Here is a 15,949-nt window from a genome sequence, read left to right on the forward strand (position 1 = left end):
CCGGCAACTACAGCTCGTACGCCAGCATCACCGCACAGACCACCAGGAAGGCACAGAACAGCGTACGCAGTACTTTTTCCGGGAGCGCGTGGGCGAGCTTCACTCCCCAGCTGATGCTGAGCAGGCCCCCGATGGCCAGCGCGATACCCGCGTGCCAGTCAACACTCCCGTGCACGCCGTAAGTGACCAGTGTCACCAGTGTGCTGGGCGCGGCCAAGGCCAGGGACAACCCTTGCGCCACAACTTGTGTGGCGCCGAATACGCTGGTCAGGATCGGCGTGGCCACCACTGCCCCGCCTACCCCGAACAACCCGCCCATGGCACCGGCAAAACTGCCCAGCACGCCCAGCCACGGCCAGGGGTAGCGCAGCTCGGTGCTCGGCGGGGCGACCGGTAGGAACATCCGCGCCACATTCCACACCGCCAGCGCCACCAGAAAGCCCACGAAGCCCAGGCGCATGGAATGGGCGTCGATGCCCACCGCCCAGATCGACCCAAGCCAAGCGAACAAAAAGCTGCACGCCGCCAACGGCAGCGCGTGGCGCAGTTCGATGCGGTTGCGCTGGTGATAGCGCCACAGCGCCAGCAACACGTTCGGCACCACCATGACCAAGGCCGTGCCCTGGGCCAGTTGCTGGTCGAGGCCGAACAGCACTCCAAGGGCCGGAATGGCGATCAGACCGCCACCGATGCCGAACAGACCACCCAGAGTACCCAGGGCCGCGCCCAGCGCTATGTTCATCAACCACTCGATCATCAGGGCCTCATCCACATTCAACGATTATCCGCATGCTAGCGATTGATGCCTGGCACGGAAACGCACAGCAGCGCACAATGGCTTTGCGTTATTCGCACAAGCAGAGCCACCATGAGCCCCGATATTCTCACCGAACAACTGAGCCTGTTCCTCGATGTACTGGAAACCGGCAGTTTTTCCGCCGCCGCCCGGCGTCACCCGCTGACGCCTTCGGCCGTGGCGCGGCGCATCGACAATCTCGAACAGGCGGTGGGCAGCCGCCTGTTCGACCGTAGCACCCACGCGGTTCGAGCCACGCCCGCCGGCAAGGCTTTCGCCGAACGTGCCAGGCGCATCATCGAGGAGCTGCGCCTGGCGCGGGCCGAAGCAGTGTCCTTGAGCAGCGCGCCGGAAGGCCTGATCCGCGTCGATGCCCCGGCTGCCTTCGGGCGTCGCCACCTGGCCCCAGCGATTGCCGATTTCCTGGCGGTCTACCCGGGCCTGGATGTGCAACTGCGCTTGATCGACAGCTTCGTCGACCTGCACGGCAGCCACCTGGGAGAGGTCGACCTGATACTGCGTGCAGGCCCCCTGGCCGACACCCGCCTGGTGGCCACACCCCTGGCGTACATGGTGCGCATTGCCTGTGCCAGCCCCGCCTACCTGGCCAGCCGCGGCGTACCGGCCTGCCCCAGCGAACTGCCGGAGCACCACGGCCTGGACTGGGACGGACTGGCTCCCCCCTTCGCCTGGCGCTTCACGGTAAATGGCCAGGCACGCCTGTACCGCCCCGCGCGCATGCGCATGGCAGCCAACAATGCCGAAACCCTGCTGTTCGGCGCCCTGGCCGGGCTCGGCATCGCGCACCTGCCCACGTGGTTGATCAGCGACTACCTGCTGCGGGGTGAACTGGTGCCGTTGTTCTGCGACAACGGCCTGCCGCCAGCAGAAAGCAGCGGCATCTATGCAATGCGCCTGGCACATGAAACGAACTCTCGCAGTCGCTTGCTGCTCGAATTCCTCAAGAGCCGATTCAGCCCGATACCACCATGGGACTTGGCCCTGCGCAGCGAACTGCGCGGGTAGTAAGCGCGCTAACCATCAGCGTGCTAGATTTTCACCTTGAACTCATTGAAGGACCTGCATGAACGCCACCACCAAAGCCCCCTGCGACGAGCTGCTGCTGGACAACCAGGTCTGTTTCGCCCTGCACTCCACCTCGTTGCTGATGACCAAGGTCTACAAGCCCCTGTTGCAAGCCTTGGGCCTGACTTATCCGCAGTACCTGGCCATGCTCGTGCTCTGGGAGCAGGACGGCCTGACCGTGGGCGAGATCAGCCAACGCCTGCTCACCGATCCCGGTTCTCTCACACCCTTGCTCAAACGCCTGGAAAGCGAAGGCCTGCTCAAGCGCACCCGCAGCCGTGAGGATGAACGGGTGGTACTGGTAGAACTCACCGACAAGGGCCGCGCCCTGCAGAACGAGGCCAAGCGCGTACCCCCGTGCATCCTGCAAGCCAGCGGGCGTAGCGTCGAACGTCTGCAACAACTGCAAGCCGACCTGTTGGAGTTGCGCGCCAGCCTGCAAAAAAACCTCTGAGGGCTATGCTGGTAGGGCCGTTCCGATGAGCGGTGGCAAATTTATCTTGCGCGCAAAATAATTGAGCGCTAATTTAAGTCCCGTACCCACCCCAGCGCCATTGCGCACAGCACACAAGCGAGGCTCAAGATGCAAAAGGTCACTCCCCTGTACATCGCTGAAGCAACCTCCACCGGCGGTCGCGATGGTAAATCCCGCTCCAGCGACGGCAAGCTCGAGGTCAAACTGAGCACTCCCAAGGAATTGGGCGGCGCAGGCGGCGAAGGCACCAACCCTGAGCAGATGTTCGCCGCCGGCTACTCGGCCTGCTTCATCGGCGCCTTGAAGTTCGTCGCAGGCCAGGCCAAGAAGCAACTGCCAGCAGACAGCTCGATCACGGCCAAGGTCGGCATCGGCCAGATCCCCGGCGGGTTCGGTCTGGACATCGATCTGCACATCAACCTGCCAGGCCTGGCCCAGGCCGAAGCCGAGGACCTGGTCGAGAAGGCGCACCACGTGTGCCCTTACTCCAACGCCACCCGCAACAATGTGGATGTCAGGCTGCATGTGACCGTCTGAGCCTCTTCGCGCGAAACCCGCCCCTACAGGGCCACGGTGTCCTCCTGGGAGCGGGTTCATCCCCGTAAAAGGCACTGCCAGGCATCACATGAAGATTTTGCAGTGGCATAAAAAAACCCGGCCGAGGCCGGGTTTTTTGCGATCGCAAGAAGGATTACTTCTTGGAACGGCCCTTGAAGCTGCCGTCGCGAGTGTCGATGTCGATCCACTCGTCGATCTCGATGAAGTCGGCAACCTGAATTTCGGTGCCGTTGGCCAGTTTGGCCGGCTTCATGACCTTGCCCGAGGTGTCGCCACGGGCGGCGTTCTCGGTGTAGGTGACCTGACGGCTGATAGTGGTCGGCAGTTCGACCGATACGACTTTCTCTTCGTACATGGTCAGGGCGCAGACGTCCTGCATGCCTTCTTCGATGTACGGCAGAACGGCGTCGATGTCTTCGGCGTTCAGTTCGTACATGGTGTAGTCGGTGGTGTCCATGAAGGTGTAGGCATCACCGCTGATGAAGGACAGGGTGACTTCCTTGCGATCGAGGATCACGTCGTCCAGCTTGTCGTCGGCGAAGTAGACGGTTTCAGTCTTGTAGCCGGTCAGCAGGTTCTTGAGCTTGGTCTTCATGATCGCGCTGTTGCGACCGGACTTGGTGAATTCGGCTTTCTGTACTAGCCACGGGTCGTTGTCGATCCGCAGTACGGTACCGGGTTTCAGTTCTTTACCAGTTTTCATTACGAAGTATCCGAATCTGGATGGATTTATAAAAATCGAGGCCGCGTATCATAGCCAATTTCGGTAAAACTGTACCAGCGTCGTGGCAAGGTCCGGCCGAGCGGCCTGTGCGGCGCTCCATTGGCGGGCATGGGCCACGAGCTCCGGCCAGTGCCCAAGCGCCCCGCGCCAGGCGGCGCCCATGTCCTGATCCTTGTTCCAGGCACGCCAAAGATCGACCAGCGCATCCCCTGCTTTTTCTGATAGGCCTTGGCGATAAAGTGCGAGAAACGCCTCGAGTTTTTCCCAATGGGCGTTCTCTTCCTGGACATAGATGTGCCACAGCATGGGCCGGCCGGCCCACTGGGCGCGCACGAACGAATCTTCGCCACGCACGGCATTGAAGTCGCAAGCCCAGAGCAACCGGTCGTAGTCATCCTGGCTGACGAAAGGCAGGATCTGCACGGTCAACGCGCCTCTGCGCCGCACATCGCCAATGCCCAGGGTTGGCGCGTCGAGCCAACGACGCACATCGGCCAGGATGCGTCCCTCTGGCACCAGCAGGTGGCTGGGTTGGGCATCCTCGGCCAGCGCCTCGAGCCAGTTCCCCAGTTGCGCGTTCTCGTAGGCGAACAGCGAGATCAACCGAGTGCCATCCTCCACCTGCACACCCAGGCGCTGGAGAAACGCCCGGCGTGCCGCTGGATCCGCCTCGAAGGCCTCACGCCGAGCCAGCAGCGAGCCCTCGCGCAGCAAGCCGCCGGTCTTGTCGGTGAAGCCTGGGAAGAAAAACACCGTCCGCAGGCCATTGGCCTGTGGCGAAGGCAACCCGTGGCAGCCCTCCACCCAGTCTTCGGCGCTGAGGTATTCGAGGTTCAGCCACAACGCAGGCTGGGGAAGCAGCCGCAGGGCCTCGACGTAGTCCGCAGGCAGCCGGCAACCAAAGGCGCCGATCACCACATCGGCGGGCTCCACCGGCTGCCACGGAGCCGGCCAGTGCCGCACGTCGACACCTGCCTGCCATTGCTGCGAGGCACCGGCATCAGCTTGCGGACACAAGCGCACGAACGCGGTCAAATCATCCACCCACAGGCGTACGGCCAGGCCCTGTTCGGCCACCAGTTGCCGGGCCAGGCGCCAAGTCACGCCGATATCGCCGTAGTTGTCCACGACTGTGCAGAAGATGTCCCAGGTGGCTTTCATGCCCACTCCCCTCACCGCGGAAAAACCGCGGATTCTGCGGATAAATTGTCGCAGACGAAAGCGCGAAGCTGAAAATATCGACCGCCGCCATGCGACAATGCAGGCCAAGAACTGCCTGCCAGGAGGCCCTCATGCCCCGTCACCGCGAACTGAAGATTACCCTCAAGCCTGCGCAGCTGATCCTCTGCGTGGCCTTTGGCCTATGGCTCGGCGCCGTGGCCATCGCCCTGAGCCTATGGCTGGCCTGGCGGTGGTGGCCGCAGCCGGTGGCCCAGACCGTTGCACCGGCCCTCTACCCCGCTGCGCCAGCACCCGCCCAGCCCGCCGATGCCCAGGCCGAGATGTTCGAACGCTACAAGGTGATCCTGCAGGAGCAACAGGCCCGCCAGGCCGCCGATGCCGCACAGGGCAACCCGCGCAACCTGAACAACCCCAAGTGCCAGTTCTGGCTGCAGCAGAACCGCACCGCCCCCACCGACAAGAGCCAGGCCAACGTGCTGGAATTCTGCTACTGACCATGGACAAGACTGCCCTGCTCGCCCGTATCGTCGAGACCCTCGCACGCGATGAGGATGTGCTCCGTCGCGCGGCCCAGACCGCCTACGAAGCGGCTACCGCTGAGGAGAACATCGCCGAGAACAAATACGACACCCTGAGTCTCGAGGCCTCGTATCTCGCCACCGGCCAGGCCCGACGCACAGCCGAGATCCGCCAGTCGCTGCTGGCGTACCAGCAGTTGCTGCTACGCGACTATGATCCGGCGCGCGGTATCCAGATCAGCAACCTTGTCACTCTGGAAGACAAAAGCGGTGAGCAACGTCTGCTGTTCCTAGGTCCCGAGGCCGCCGGGCTCAAGATCGATGCAGGGGATGGACAGGTAACGGTCATCACCCCGCGCTCGCCCTTGGGGCAGCAGTTGCTGGGCAAGAAGGTCGATGACGAAGTGAGCTTGGTGGTGGCCGGCGTGGCTCAGGTTCAGGTGGTAGTCGAGGTGGTCTGAGCGGGCCCATCGGCGGGGTGAATCCACACACGCCAAACCCGCAAATCTACAGCGTTTCCAGAGCATTGAACCGCCTCGCCAACCCCTGTACGGCAAACCGCTGCACCACAAAATCGATGAACGCCCGGGTCTTGCCCGGCAGCAGCTTGTGCTCGGCGTAGTACAAGCTGATATGCCCATCGTCGACGTACCAATCCGGCAGCACTCTACGCAAACGCCCGGCCACCAGATAGGGCACTGCGAACGGCAGGCTGACCAAGGCAATGCCCAATCCCTGCTCGGCCACCACACAGGCGGCGTCCGAATCGCTCATGGTCATCGCCTGGTACAGTTGCAAAGGCCGCTGTTCCTGCCAGCGGCTGGTCAGCGGCCAGGAACGCACGCGGCCGGTCTGGGGCGAACGGATGAGAATACCGGTATGGCGCGGCAACGCCTCAGGTGCCTCGATCGGCCCGTGGCGTTGCAAGTAGTCAGGTGCAGCCACCAGCACCCGATGCGCAGGCGTCAGTTTGCGCGCCACCACGCCCGGCGGCAGCTCGAAGCCGCCGCCGATGGCTGCATCGAAACCTTGACCTATGAGATCGACCTGGCGGTTGTCGAAGTGCCAATCCGGGATGATCGCCGGGTATCGCTGCAAAAACTCTCCCAGCAATGGCAATACGTACAGGCGCCCGAACACCGTGCCCATGCTCACCCGCAAGGCCCCGGCCGGCTGGCCTTCGGCGCTGGCCAGGTTAGCCATGGCGTACTGGATGGTGCGAAAGCTGTCGCTGACCTCGCCCAGAAACCGCTGCCCTGCTTCGGTCAGGGTGAGCTTGCGCGTGCTGCGCTGAAACAGCCGCACGCCCAATCGTGCTTCCAGTTGGGCGACGTTCTTGCCGACGGCCGCCGGGGTCAGGGACAGGCGTCGGGCCGCCTCAGCGAAACTGCCCACCTCGGCACTGCGAATGAAGCACTCCAGTGTGCTGAACGATTCCATGGCCATGATTATCAACCTAAGGTTTACTCTGCTAATCGTGATTGCCATCTTATCAGCAGGTAATCCAGGGTCGATACTGCGTCCATCCAAGGCATCGGGCCTTGCTTAGAAGCAGGAGATCAGCATGTCCAACACATTCAACCTCAACGGCAAGGTAGCTCTGGTCCAGGGCGGTTCTCGCGGCATCGGCGCGGCGATCGTCCGCCGCCTGGCCAAGGAAGGCGCCAAGGTCGCCTTCACCTATGTCAGCGCTACCGAGACCGCTGCCACGTTGGTTGCCGACATCCACGCCGAAGGCGGCCAGGCACTGGCGCTGCGCGCCGACAGCGCCGATGCCGCCGCCGTGCAGCAGGCCGTGCAGGCGACCGTCGAAGCCTTTGGCCGCCTCGACATCCTGGTGAACAACGCCGGCGTGCTCGCCGTGGCGCCGGTGACCGAGTTCGACCTGGCCGAGTTCGACCGTATGCTGGCCATCAACGTGCGCAGCGTGTTCGTCGCCAGCCAGGCGGCGGCACGTCATATGGGCCAAGGCGGACGGATCATCAACATCGGCAGCACCAACGCCGAGCGCATGCCGTTCGCAGGCGGCGCGCCCTATGCCATGAGCAAATCGGCACTGGTCGGCCTGACCCGGGGTATGGCTCGCGACCTGGGCCCACAGGGCATTACCGTGAACAACGTGCAGCCCGGGCCGGTGGACACCGACATGAACCCGGCGTCGGGCGAGTTCGCCGACAGCCTGATCCCACTGATGGCCATCGGGCGCTACGGGAAAGTCGAAGAGATCGCCAGCTTCGTTGCCTACCTGGCTGGCCCTGAAGCCGGTTATATCACCGGCGCAAGCCTGACGGCCGACGGCGGCTTTGCCGCCTGAGTCGTGTCGCCTCTTCTCGGATTTGCCCGCGAAGAGGCGACATCTCACAGTGGCTGCAGATGCGCCTGGAGCAACTCGAGGAACGCCCGCGCCGCCGGCGTCGGGCTGCTCGACCACACCGCGTACAAGTGACGCACAGGCGCCTCGTCCAGGTACGCCATGGCCACGCCTTGAAAACCCTGGGCGATGCGCTCGGGGACCAAGCCCACGGCCATGCCGCGCTGGACGAATTTTTCCACCAGGCGGATATGACCGATCTCAAACTGCACCCGACGCTGCACACCCGCTGCCAGGAACGCCTCATCGGTCTGCCGGCGCGCACCGGTCCCTTCGGGAAAGTCCACCAACACTTGGTCCGAGAGCGCTGCCAGGGCCAGTTGCCCACGATTTGCCAAAGGATGATCCGGATGCAGTACCGCCACCAAGGCCTCACGGGCCAGCAAACGATGCTGCACGCCCTGCAACGTCTCGCCCTGCCACAGGCCGATGAAGCCGACATCCAGGCGCCGCTCATTGACATCGGCCACCAGCCATTCGCTCTTGGCGGTCAACCAGCGGATGTCCACGTCTGGGTAGCGCTGGTGAAACACCGCCAGCAGATCAACCAGATCGAGCGCTGTGAGCGAACTGATTTCACCGATCGCCAAGCGTCCTCGCACCTGGCCGCAGGCCGCCGCGACGTCCTCTGGAATGCGCAGCGCCGCTTCCACCGCCGGCCGCGCACTGCGCACGAAGGCCTCACCGGCTGGCGTGAGCCGCACCCGCCGCGAACTTCGCTCGAACAGGTTCACCCCCAGTTGCGCCTCCAGCCGGGCCACCTGATGGCTGAGTGCCGACTGCACGACATGGCAGCGCTCGGCCGCGCGGGTGAAACTGCCGGTGTCGGCCACGGCCAAGGCATATTCGAGCTGCTTGAAGTTCATGATTGATCTGTTTTAGAGATAGATAAGTTGAAAACTATACATTGGCGTCATGCCGTGCACTTCCCGATACTTGCCTTCACTTCCGATTGCCCGCAATGAGAGCAACCATGAACACCCCCTCCCTGAGCCGCGCCTTGATCCTGCTGATGGCCACCGCCACCGGCCTGGCCGTGGCCAGCAACTACTACGCCCAACCGCTGCTACACAGCATCGCCGAACAATTTGGCCTGGACACTGCCAGCGCCGGGACCATCGTCATCGCCGCCCAGCTCAGCTACGGGGCTGGCCTGTTGCTTTTGGCGCCGCTCGGCGACCTGTTCGAACAGCGCCGCTTGATCGTGTGCATGGTCGCCATCGCCACCTTGGGCCTGGTGATCAGCGCCTGCGCGCCGAGCCTGCCCTGGCTGTTGCTCGGCACGGCGCTGACCGGACTGTTCTCAGTGGTGGCCCAGGTGCTGGTGCCAATGGCCGCCACCCTCAGCGCCCCAGAGCAACGCGGCCGCGCCGTGGGCACGCTGATGAGCGGGTTACTGCTGGGCATTCTTCTGGCACGTACTGCCGCAGGGTTCATGGCGGAGATCGGCGGCTGGCGCAGCATCTATGTACTGGCCGCGGTATTGATGGCGGTGACCGCCATCGCCCTGTATCGCAGCCTGCCGCAGCACCACTCCCACGCGGGACTCAAGTACCCGGCCCTGATCGGATCGGTGTTCCGCCTGTTCGTCGAAGAACCGGTACTGCGCCTGCGTTCGCTGCTGGGCCTGCTGGCGTTCAGTCTGTTCGCCTTGTTCTGGACCCCTTTGGCCTTCCTCCTGGCCCGTGAGCCTTACCAGTACTCCGATGCCGTGATCGGCCTGTTCGGTCTGGCGGGGGCGGCCGGTGCATTGTCGGCCAATTGGGCCGGACGCCTGGCCGACCGTGGCCAGGGCTCGCTGGGCACTACCGTCGGGCTGGTCGCCCTGCTGCTGTCGTGGGTGCCGCTGGGCTTTGCCCAGAGCTCGCTGATGGCGTTGCTGATCGGAGTGCTGGTACTGGACCTTGCGGTGCAGCTGATACACGTCAGCAACCAGAACGCGGTGATCGCTTTGCGCCCAGAAGCCCGCACACGGCTCAACGCCGGGTACATCACCTGCTACTTCATCGGTGGTGCGCTGGGCTCGTTGCTGGGCACCCAGTTGTTCCAACGCCAGGGCTGGATGGGGATCGTCGTGGCCGGCCTGGTCATCGGCACACTGGCCCTGGTGGTATGGGCGCTGGCCGAACGCAAGCGCAAGCTGGCCATGCAGTCGGCGTGACGGTCTGATCTTTCGCGGGTAAACCCGCTCCCATCGGGCCTACGCAAGCCTTGTGGGGGGTTAACCGCGAAAGAGCCGGCGCAGACGAACATCGTTGTACCTGCCCGTGGGCTACAGCAAAAATCCTGCGGCAGTGCGCCACCAACCCTCCGTCGCCTGCCCGTTGACTTGCCGAGCGCCACAGCGCTCAGTAGGCGCTGGTCAAAGCCCTTTCCCGGACAGGACGACACAATGACAAGACTCACGGTGCAATCCGGCGATTTCTTGCAAGGTGAAGGCGAGTATCGCAATGGATCGCTCACACTCAAGACCCCGCGCAGCCCATCCCCAGGCGAGCGGATTTCCCTCACACGCATCAAGGACCTCAGGCTCGCCAGCCTCGAGCCCAGTCGCAGCCTGGGCAGCGCCATCGGCTGGGGAGTGGCCGGTGCCTTGGTAGCAGGGCCCGTCGGCCTGCTTGCCGGGCTCTGGCTAGGCGGCAAGGATGAAGAGGCTACCTTCCTGGCCACCTTCAAGGACGGCCGCAAACTGATGGCCATTACCGACGGCAAGACCTGGTCGAAGATCGACGACAACTGGCGAAAACATCAGCGCTCCGCCGCTCGCTGATCTTTTTTCTTCACCCAATCGTTTCAGTCCCCAGGTGCCTGCGAAATGCTGGCGCCTGGGGCGTTCGCGCCTGCTACCATGGCGCCCTTTTGCCCGTCCGACGCAACGCCGACGGCGCCCATCCTGTCTGACATCCCGGCATCTGCGCCCCCCCCGCGCCCAGCCTTCAAGGAGCCCTGCATGACCCCGCTTCGCCCTCGTCTGCCCCTCAGCCTGCTTGGCCTGGGCCTTGCCCTGCACAGCGCCCAGGGGCTAGCCGATGACAGCGTGACCTTGGCGCCGCTGCGCGTATCGGAGGTTTACGGCGACGAGGGTTATCAGGCTCGCGAAGCCCAGGTCGGCGGCTTGCAACCAGGCCCGCTGCTCGACACACCAGCCTCGGTCAGCGTGTTCAGTCGCCAGTTGTTGGATGATCGCCAGGTCCGCACGCTCAGCGAAGTGCTGCAAAGCGATGCTTCGGTCGGTGAAAGCTACGCCCCGGTCGGCTATTACGAGAACTTCAATGTGCGGGGTTTCGAGCTCAACGCTGCCAGCAGCTACCGCATCAACGGTCAGACCATCGCTGGCGAGCAGAACGTGGCTCTGGAGAACAAGCAGCAAGTGGAACTGCTCAAGGGGTTGTCGGGCCTGCAGAGCGGTGTGTCGGCGCCTGGCGGCCTTATCAACTACGTGACCAAGCGCCCGGAGGACGTGCGCAGCGTCAGCGTATCGACCAACGAGCAAGGCGAGCGCTACCTGGCCACCGACCTCGGGGGCTGGTTCGGCAGCGAGCGCCAGTTTGGCCTGCGCGCCAACCTGGCCCATGAAGACATCCGCTCCTACGTGGAGCATGCCGACGGCAAGCGCGATTTCGCCTCCCTGGCGTTCGACTGGCAGATCAACCCCGATGCCATCTTGCAACTCGATGCCGAGTACCAACATCGCGAGCAACTGTCGGTTCCAGGGTATCAACTGCTGGGCGGTACCGAAGTGCCCCATGGCGTGGACCCTGACGACCATCTGGCCTATCAGCGTTGGGCCAAGCCTGTGCAGAACGACTCGCTGAACGTGGGTGGGCGGTTCGAGTACCGCTTCAGCGATGCCTGGAGCGGCACCCTGAGCGCCTCGCGCAGCAAGGTAGTGATCGATGATTACAGCGCATTCGCCTGGGGTTGCTACGGCGCAGCCAGTTGTGCAAGTGCCGCGGTACCCAATTATTTCAGCCCCGAAGGCGACTACGACATCTATGACTTCCGAAGCCCGGACGACACCCGTCGCATCGACGAAGCACAGGCCATGCTCAATGGCCGCTTCGACGCCCTGGGCGTGGGTCATGAGCTGACGGTGGGAACCAGTGCACAGCGTCGCACCTTGGATCAACGCCCTTACTACAACATTGGCGTCGGAAGCGGCAACATCAACGAAGATGTACCTGCAGTCCCTCCGGCCACCGCTCCCGTCGGTTCCAGCGAACGCCGCCTGGACAGCCGCCAATACGGTTTATTCATCAACGACACGATCACCTTCAACGAACGGTGGCAAAGCGTCATCGGTGCCCGCGAAGTGCGTCTGGACGAAAAAACCTGGAACGAGAACGGCGATGCCGGTCGCCATACCCAGCAATACCAGCTGCTGCCCAACGCCGCGCTCATCTACAAGCCGCAGCCGGACACCACGCTCTACGCGAGCTACTCGAAAGGCCTGTCCGCCGGCGGTACCGCGCCCTGGTTCGCCAGCAATGCCTCTGAAATCCTCGCCCCCACTCTGTCGCACCAGACGGAGCTGGGCATCAAGCATGACTGGCAGGGCATGAGCTTCAGCGCCGCGCTGTTCCAGATCCGCCAGGCCTATCAATACGCACGCCCGGAAAACGGCGGCTTCACCTATGTGCAGCAAGGCCAGCAGAAGAATACCGGCCTGGAACTGGGTGCCAGCGGCTGGGTGACCTCGCGCCTGCAAATCCAGGCCAGCGCTGCGGCGATTCATGCCCGGGTGCAGAACAGTGGCACCGATGACTACGAAGGGCACCAGGCGATCAACGTCCCGCGTCTGCGCGCCGCACTGCAGGCCGATTACAGCCTGCCGGTCCCAGGCCTGGCCCTGCTCGGCGGCGCCCGCTACAGCGCCAGCAAGTATGCAAGCCAGGCGGGGAACGTGGAGGTGGGTGGCTATACGGTGTTCGATCTCGGCAGCCGCTATCGCACTCGCATCGGCGGCTATGAGACTGTGCTGCGCCTGACGGTGGATAACGTCTTCGACAAACGCTACTGGCGGGATGTGGGGAACTACCTGGGCGACGACTACCTATTCCAGGGCGCACCACGCACAGCGCGACTGTCGGCTTCGGTCAGCTTCTGAGAGATCAGGGGCTGCCTGGCAGCCCCATTGCGGGACAGGACGGGTTGCACAGCAGCCCTGAGCCAAAAGACGAATAAACAAAAAGCCCCCGGCATTTCTGCGCGGGGGCTTCTTGTGGAATGTGGCGGTGAAGAAGGGATTTGAACCCTTGATACGATTTCTCGTATACACACTTTCCAGGCGTGCTCCTTCGACCACTCGGACACTTCACCGGATCTCTTCAAGCAGTTCAGCCTGTCGAGGCGCGCTAATTTAGTAGAAGCCTTTTCCTTTGGCAAGTATTTTTTTCAGAATTTTCATGCGCTTAAGCCAATTGGCCAAAACAACGGGCCTGCCAGGGCAATGCTGCCAATCTGGCCAGTGCTTTTACAGCCCATGTTGCCCCTGCCCCGTCGCGGCAAGGGGCGCGGCCCAGACGCTGACCGACCGGTCAGCCTTATCGCTTTACCTGACCGGCGTCGCTGGGTACCGTCGTCGCCACGTCACCCAAAGGACTCTGTCATGAGCGAGCTGATTACCTACCATGCCGAAGACGGCATCGCCACCCTGACCCTGAACAACGGCAAGGTCAATGCCATCTCGCCGGATCTCATCGCCGCCTTCAATGCCGCCTTGGACCGCGCCGTGCAAGAGCGCGCCGTGGTGATCATCACCGGCCAGCCGGGCATTCTCTCCGGCGGCTACGACCTCAAGGTGATGACCAGCGGCCCGAAGGAAGCCGTCGGCCTGGTCACCTTGGGCTCCACCCTGAGCCGTCGCCTGCTCAGCCACCCCTTCCCGGTGGTGGTCGCCTGCCCGGGCAACGCCGTGGCCAAGGGCGCGTTCCTGTTGTTGTCAGGGGACTACCGTATCGGTGTCGAAGGCCCCTACAAGATCTGCCTGAACGAAGTGCAGATCGGCATGACCATGCACCACGCCGGCATCGAGCTGGCCCGTGACCGTCTACGCCGTTCGGCCTTCCATCGTGCGGTGATCAATGCCGAAGTGTTCGACCCGCATGCCGCGGTGGATGCAGGCTTCCTCGACAAAGTGGTGCCCGCTGAACAACTGCAGGAGGCTGCCCTGGCTGCCGCCCGCGAGTTGAAGAAGATCAACATGCTGGCGCATAAAAACACCAAGCTGAAGGTGCGCAAAGACCTGCTCGAGACGTTGGACAACGCCATCTTGCTGGACCAGCAACAAATGGGTTGAGTCGACAGCGCCTTTCACAAACGCGAGCCCGCGCGCCTCTAGCCGCGGGCTTTGCCATGACACAACACCCAAAGGTTTGCCCCAGGCAGTGCACACCCGTACACTGCGCCGCGACTGTCTGGTGTGTGAGTCGTCCCATGCTCTATATGCTCCGCATGCTCCTTCTGGCGCTGCATTTTCTGTTCGTCGGCGTGGCGGGTCTGGTCATCGGCCTGTGCCGGCCGTTCAACCCCGATAACAGCCGCCTGTTCGCCCGCCTCTACAGCCTGCCTGCCGCCTGGCTGATGCGGATCAAGGTCAAGGCCGAGGTCGGCCCGTTGTGGGACCAACCACCCGGCTGCGTCATCGTTGCCAATCATCAGTCCAACTTCGACCTGTTCATCCTCGGCCAAGTGGTACCGCAACGCACCGTGGCCATCGGCAAGAAGAGCCTGGGCTGGATCCCCCTGTTCGGCCAGCTGTTCTGGCTTGGCGGCAACGTGCTGGTGGATCGCAAGAATGCCTACCAGGCGCGCAAGGCCATGCAGGTGACCACCCGCATCTTGCGTAACGACACCTCGATCTGGATCTTCCCCGAGGGCACCCGCAACCCCGGCGAGCACTTGCTGGCCTTCAAGAAAGGCGCGTTCCACATGGCCGTCGAGGCCGGTGTGCCCATCGTGCCGGTATGCGTCAGTCGCTACTCCAAGCGCCTGGGCCTGAACAGCTGGCGCCAGCGCACAGTGATCGTGCGCTCGCTGCCACCGATCGCTACTGCCGGCCTGAGCCAGCAGGATCTGCCGGTACTGATCGAGCAATGCCGCACGCAGATGCAGCAGTGCATCGACCGCATGGAGGGCGAGCTGGCGCAAAGCTGATTCGCTCGGCAATGCGCTCGACGCCCTCAGCGGCACAGGCGATGGTTGCTCTATGACGTGACTGAGCCCAAGCTGTATCGGGTGTTCAACCGAAGAAGCGGACAACCATGGGGCGAGTCGTGGCATCGGCGGTGTACAGCGCCGGCAGGAAGGTCACCAATATCAGTATCGACGAGGGCAGCGAGTGGGCCCGCAAGCCAGGGCACTTCGTCTGGATCGGCCTGGAAGAGCCCAATGCCGAAGAGCTGGCCAACCTGCAGCGCCAGTTCGGCCTGCATGAACTGGCCATCGAAGACGCCCTGGAAAAGCACAGCCGCCCCAAGCTCGAGACCTTTGGCGACGCCCTGTTCATCGTCACCTATTCCCCGGTGCGCCATGAAGGCAAGCTGGAGTTCATCGAGACGCACATCTTCGCCGGCAACGGCTACATCATTACCTGCCGCAACGGCCATTCCAAATCCTATGCCTTGGTGCGCCAACGCTGCGAGGCGCGCCCGCTGTTGCTCGAGCATGGCGAAGATTTCGTGCTCTACGCCTTGCTCGACTTCGTCACCGAGAACTACCAGCCGGTCAGCGAGGCCATCCACGGCGAGATCGAGGAGCTGGAACAGAGCGTGCTGAGCAATTCGCTCCAAGAAGAGGACATCCAGCGCCTGCACAGCCTGCGCCGGAACATCCTGCGCCTGCGCCGCTACGTGGCGCCGATGGTCGAGGTCAGCGAGGAGCTGCAGCGCCTGAACTTCCCCTTCATCGACAAGAACATGCGCCCGTACTTTAGGGACGTGCAGATCCACGTCACTCGGCAGATGGAAGATCTGGCCAGTATCCGCGACATCGCCAGTCAGACTATCGAGATCGGCATGCTGCTGGAGTCGTCACGCCAGAGCATCGTGCAGCGAAAGTTCGCTGCCTGGGCGGCGATCCTGGCGTTCCCCACCGCCATTGCAGGCATCTACGGGATGAACTTCCAGAACATGCCGGAGCTTGGCTGGCATTACGGGTACTTTGGGGTTCTAGGCGTGATTGGCGTGGGATGCAGTGCGCTGTACGCAAGCTTCAAGCGCTCGGGCTGGCTGTAGCCGTT

General features: G+C 63.2%; 17 protein-coding genes and 1 tRNA gene. 12 read left to right on the forward strand and 6 right to left on the reverse strand.

Annotated elements, in window-relative coordinates; all coding sequences use genetic code 11:
• Window positions 1-7 precede the first annotated feature (7 nt).
• Window positions 8-757 carry a sulfite exporter TauE/SafE family protein gene (locus AB1N67_RS17920; RefSeq protein ID WP_182819132.1) on the reverse strand — a complete coding sequence of 250 codons (750 nt, stop codon included), beginning with the start codon at window positions 755-757 and terminating at the stop codon, window positions 8-10.
• A gap of 111 nt (window positions 758-868) precedes the next feature.
• Between AB1N67_RS17920 and AB1N67_RS17925 the strand changes: the two genes are divergently transcribed.
• From AB1N67_RS17925 to AB1N67_RS17935, 3 genes are all read left to right on the forward strand, one after another.
• The gene (locus AB1N67_RS17925; protein ID WP_367863326.1) at window positions 869-1,822 is read left to right on the forward strand and encodes a LysR family transcriptional regulator; all 954 of its coding nucleotides are present in this window, start codon (window positions 869-871) and stop codon (window positions 1,820-1,822) included.
• 58 nt (window positions 1,823-1,880) lie between these two features.
• Complete coding sequence (locus tag AB1N67_RS17930) at window positions 1,881-2,336, forward strand: MarR family winged helix-turn-helix transcriptional regulator (protein WP_043209831.1); 456 nt, start codon at window positions 1,881-1,883, stop codon at window positions 2,334-2,336.
• A 129-nt stretch (window positions 2,337-2,465) separates the two neighbouring features.
• On the forward strand, window positions 2,466-2,894 hold the full coding sequence (locus tag AB1N67_RS17935) for an organic hydroperoxide resistance protein (protein ID WP_043209829.1): 429 nt from the start codon (window positions 2,466-2,468) through the stop codon (window positions 2,892-2,894).
• A 154-nt stretch (window positions 2,895-3,048) separates the two neighbouring features.
• Here AB1N67_RS17935 and efp read toward each other — a convergent pair whose 3' ends face one another.
• Window positions 3,049-3,618: an elongation factor P gene (gene efp / locus AB1N67_RS17940; RefSeq protein WP_043209827.1), complete on the reverse strand. Its 570-nt coding sequence runs from the start codon at window positions 3,616-3,618 to the stop codon at window positions 3,049-3,051.
• 48 nt (window positions 3,619-3,666) lie between these two features.
• The gene (gene earP, locus AB1N67_RS17945) at window positions 3,667-4,800 is read right to left on the reverse strand and encodes an elongation factor P maturation arginine rhamnosyltransferase EarP (protein WP_102082388.1); all 1,134 of its coding nucleotides are present in this window, start codon (window positions 4,798-4,800) and stop codon (window positions 3,667-3,669) included.
• Window positions 4,801-4,931: 131 nt separating this feature from the next.
• Between earP and AB1N67_RS17950 the strand changes: the two genes are divergently transcribed.
• Window positions 4,932-5,315 (forward strand): hypothetical protein, encoded by a 384-nt coding sequence (locus AB1N67_RS17950; protein ID WP_102082387.1) that lies wholly within the window; start codon window positions 4,932-4,934, stop codon window positions 5,313-5,315.
• A 2-nt stretch (window positions 5,316-5,317) separates the two neighbouring features.
• Complete coding sequence (locus AB1N67_RS17955; RefSeq protein WP_182942590.1) at window positions 5,318-5,800, forward strand: GreA/GreB family elongation factor; 483 nt, start codon at window positions 5,318-5,320, stop codon at window positions 5,798-5,800.
• A 46-nt stretch (window positions 5,801-5,846) separates the two neighbouring features.
• Here AB1N67_RS17955 and AB1N67_RS17960 read toward each other — a convergent pair whose 3' ends face one another.
• Window positions 5,847-6,785 carry a LysR family transcriptional regulator gene (locus AB1N67_RS17960; protein WP_102082385.1) on the reverse strand — a complete coding sequence of 313 codons (939 nt, stop codon included), beginning with the start codon at window positions 6,783-6,785 and terminating at the stop codon, window positions 5,847-5,849.
• Window positions 6,786-6,903: 118 nt separating this feature from the next.
• Between AB1N67_RS17960 and AB1N67_RS17965 the strand changes: the two genes are divergently transcribed.
• Window positions 6,904-7,653 carry a 3-oxoacyl-ACP reductase family protein gene (locus tag AB1N67_RS17965; RefSeq protein WP_043209818.1) on the forward strand — a complete coding sequence of 250 codons (750 nt, stop codon included), beginning with the start codon at window positions 6,904-6,906 and terminating at the stop codon, window positions 7,651-7,653.
• Window positions 7,654-7,697: 44 nt separating this feature from the next.
• Here AB1N67_RS17965 and AB1N67_RS17970 read toward each other — a convergent pair whose 3' ends face one another.
• A complete protein-coding gene (locus tag AB1N67_RS17970; RefSeq protein ID WP_090343753.1) occupies window positions 7,698-8,576 on the reverse strand; it encodes a LysR family transcriptional regulator in 879 nt (292 codons plus the stop codon).
• Window positions 8,577-8,683: 107 nt separating this feature from the next.
• On the opposite strand from AB1N67_RS17970, the gene AB1N67_RS17975 reads away from it, so the two are divergent.
• The 3 genes from AB1N67_RS17975 to AB1N67_RS17985 all read left to right on the forward strand — a co-directional run bounded on the left by AB1N67_RS17975 (window position 8,684) and on the right by AB1N67_RS17985 (window position 12,817).
• The gene (locus AB1N67_RS17975; RefSeq protein WP_090343751.1) at window positions 8,684-9,871 is read left to right on the forward strand and encodes an MFS transporter; all 1,188 of its coding nucleotides are present in this window, start codon (window positions 8,684-8,686) and stop codon (window positions 9,869-9,871) included.
• 231 nt (window positions 9,872-10,102) lie between these two features.
• Window positions 10,103-10,480 carry a hypothetical protein gene (locus tag AB1N67_RS17980; protein ID WP_043209812.1) on the forward strand — a complete coding sequence of 126 codons (378 nt, stop codon included), beginning with the start codon at window positions 10,103-10,105 and terminating at the stop codon, window positions 10,478-10,480.
• Window positions 10,481-10,660: 180 nt separating this feature from the next.
• Window positions 10,661-12,817, forward strand: a complete 2,157-nt coding sequence (locus AB1N67_RS17985) for a TonB-dependent siderophore receptor (protein WP_102082383.1) — start codon at window positions 10,661-10,663, stop codon at window positions 12,815-12,817.
• Window positions 12,818-12,939: 122 nt separating this feature from the next.
• Here AB1N67_RS17985 and AB1N67_RS17990 read toward each other — a convergent pair.
• Window positions 12,940-13,029, reverse strand: a tRNA-Ser gene (locus AB1N67_RS17990).
• Window positions 13,030-13,318: 289 nt separating this feature from the next.
• On the opposite strand from AB1N67_RS17990, the gene AB1N67_RS17995 reads away from it, so the two are divergent.
• From AB1N67_RS17995 to AB1N67_RS18005, 3 genes are all read left to right on the forward strand, one after another.
• Window positions 13,319-14,008, forward strand: a complete 690-nt coding sequence (locus tag AB1N67_RS17995) for a crotonase/enoyl-CoA hydratase family protein (protein ID WP_043209808.1) — start codon at window positions 13,319-13,321, stop codon at window positions 14,006-14,008.
• Between the two features lie 137 nt (window positions 14,009-14,145).
• A complete protein-coding gene (locus AB1N67_RS18000; protein ID WP_043209806.1) occupies window positions 14,146-14,865 on the forward strand; it encodes a 1-acyl-sn-glycerol-3-phosphate acyltransferase in 720 nt (239 codons plus the stop codon).
• Between the two features lie 107 nt (window positions 14,866-14,972).
• Entirely contained in the window at window positions 14,973-15,944 is a 972-nt protein-coding gene (locus AB1N67_RS18005) for a magnesium and cobalt transport protein CorA (protein ID WP_367863327.1), read from the forward strand.
• Window positions 15,945-15,949: the final 5 nt, after the last annotated feature.

Origin of the sequence: Pseudomonas guariconensis, from assembly GCF_040822035.1 — a bacterium.
Classification (GTDB): Bacteria; Pseudomonadota; Gammaproteobacteria; order Pseudomonadales; family Pseudomonadaceae; genus Aquipseudomonas; species Aquipseudomonas guariconensis.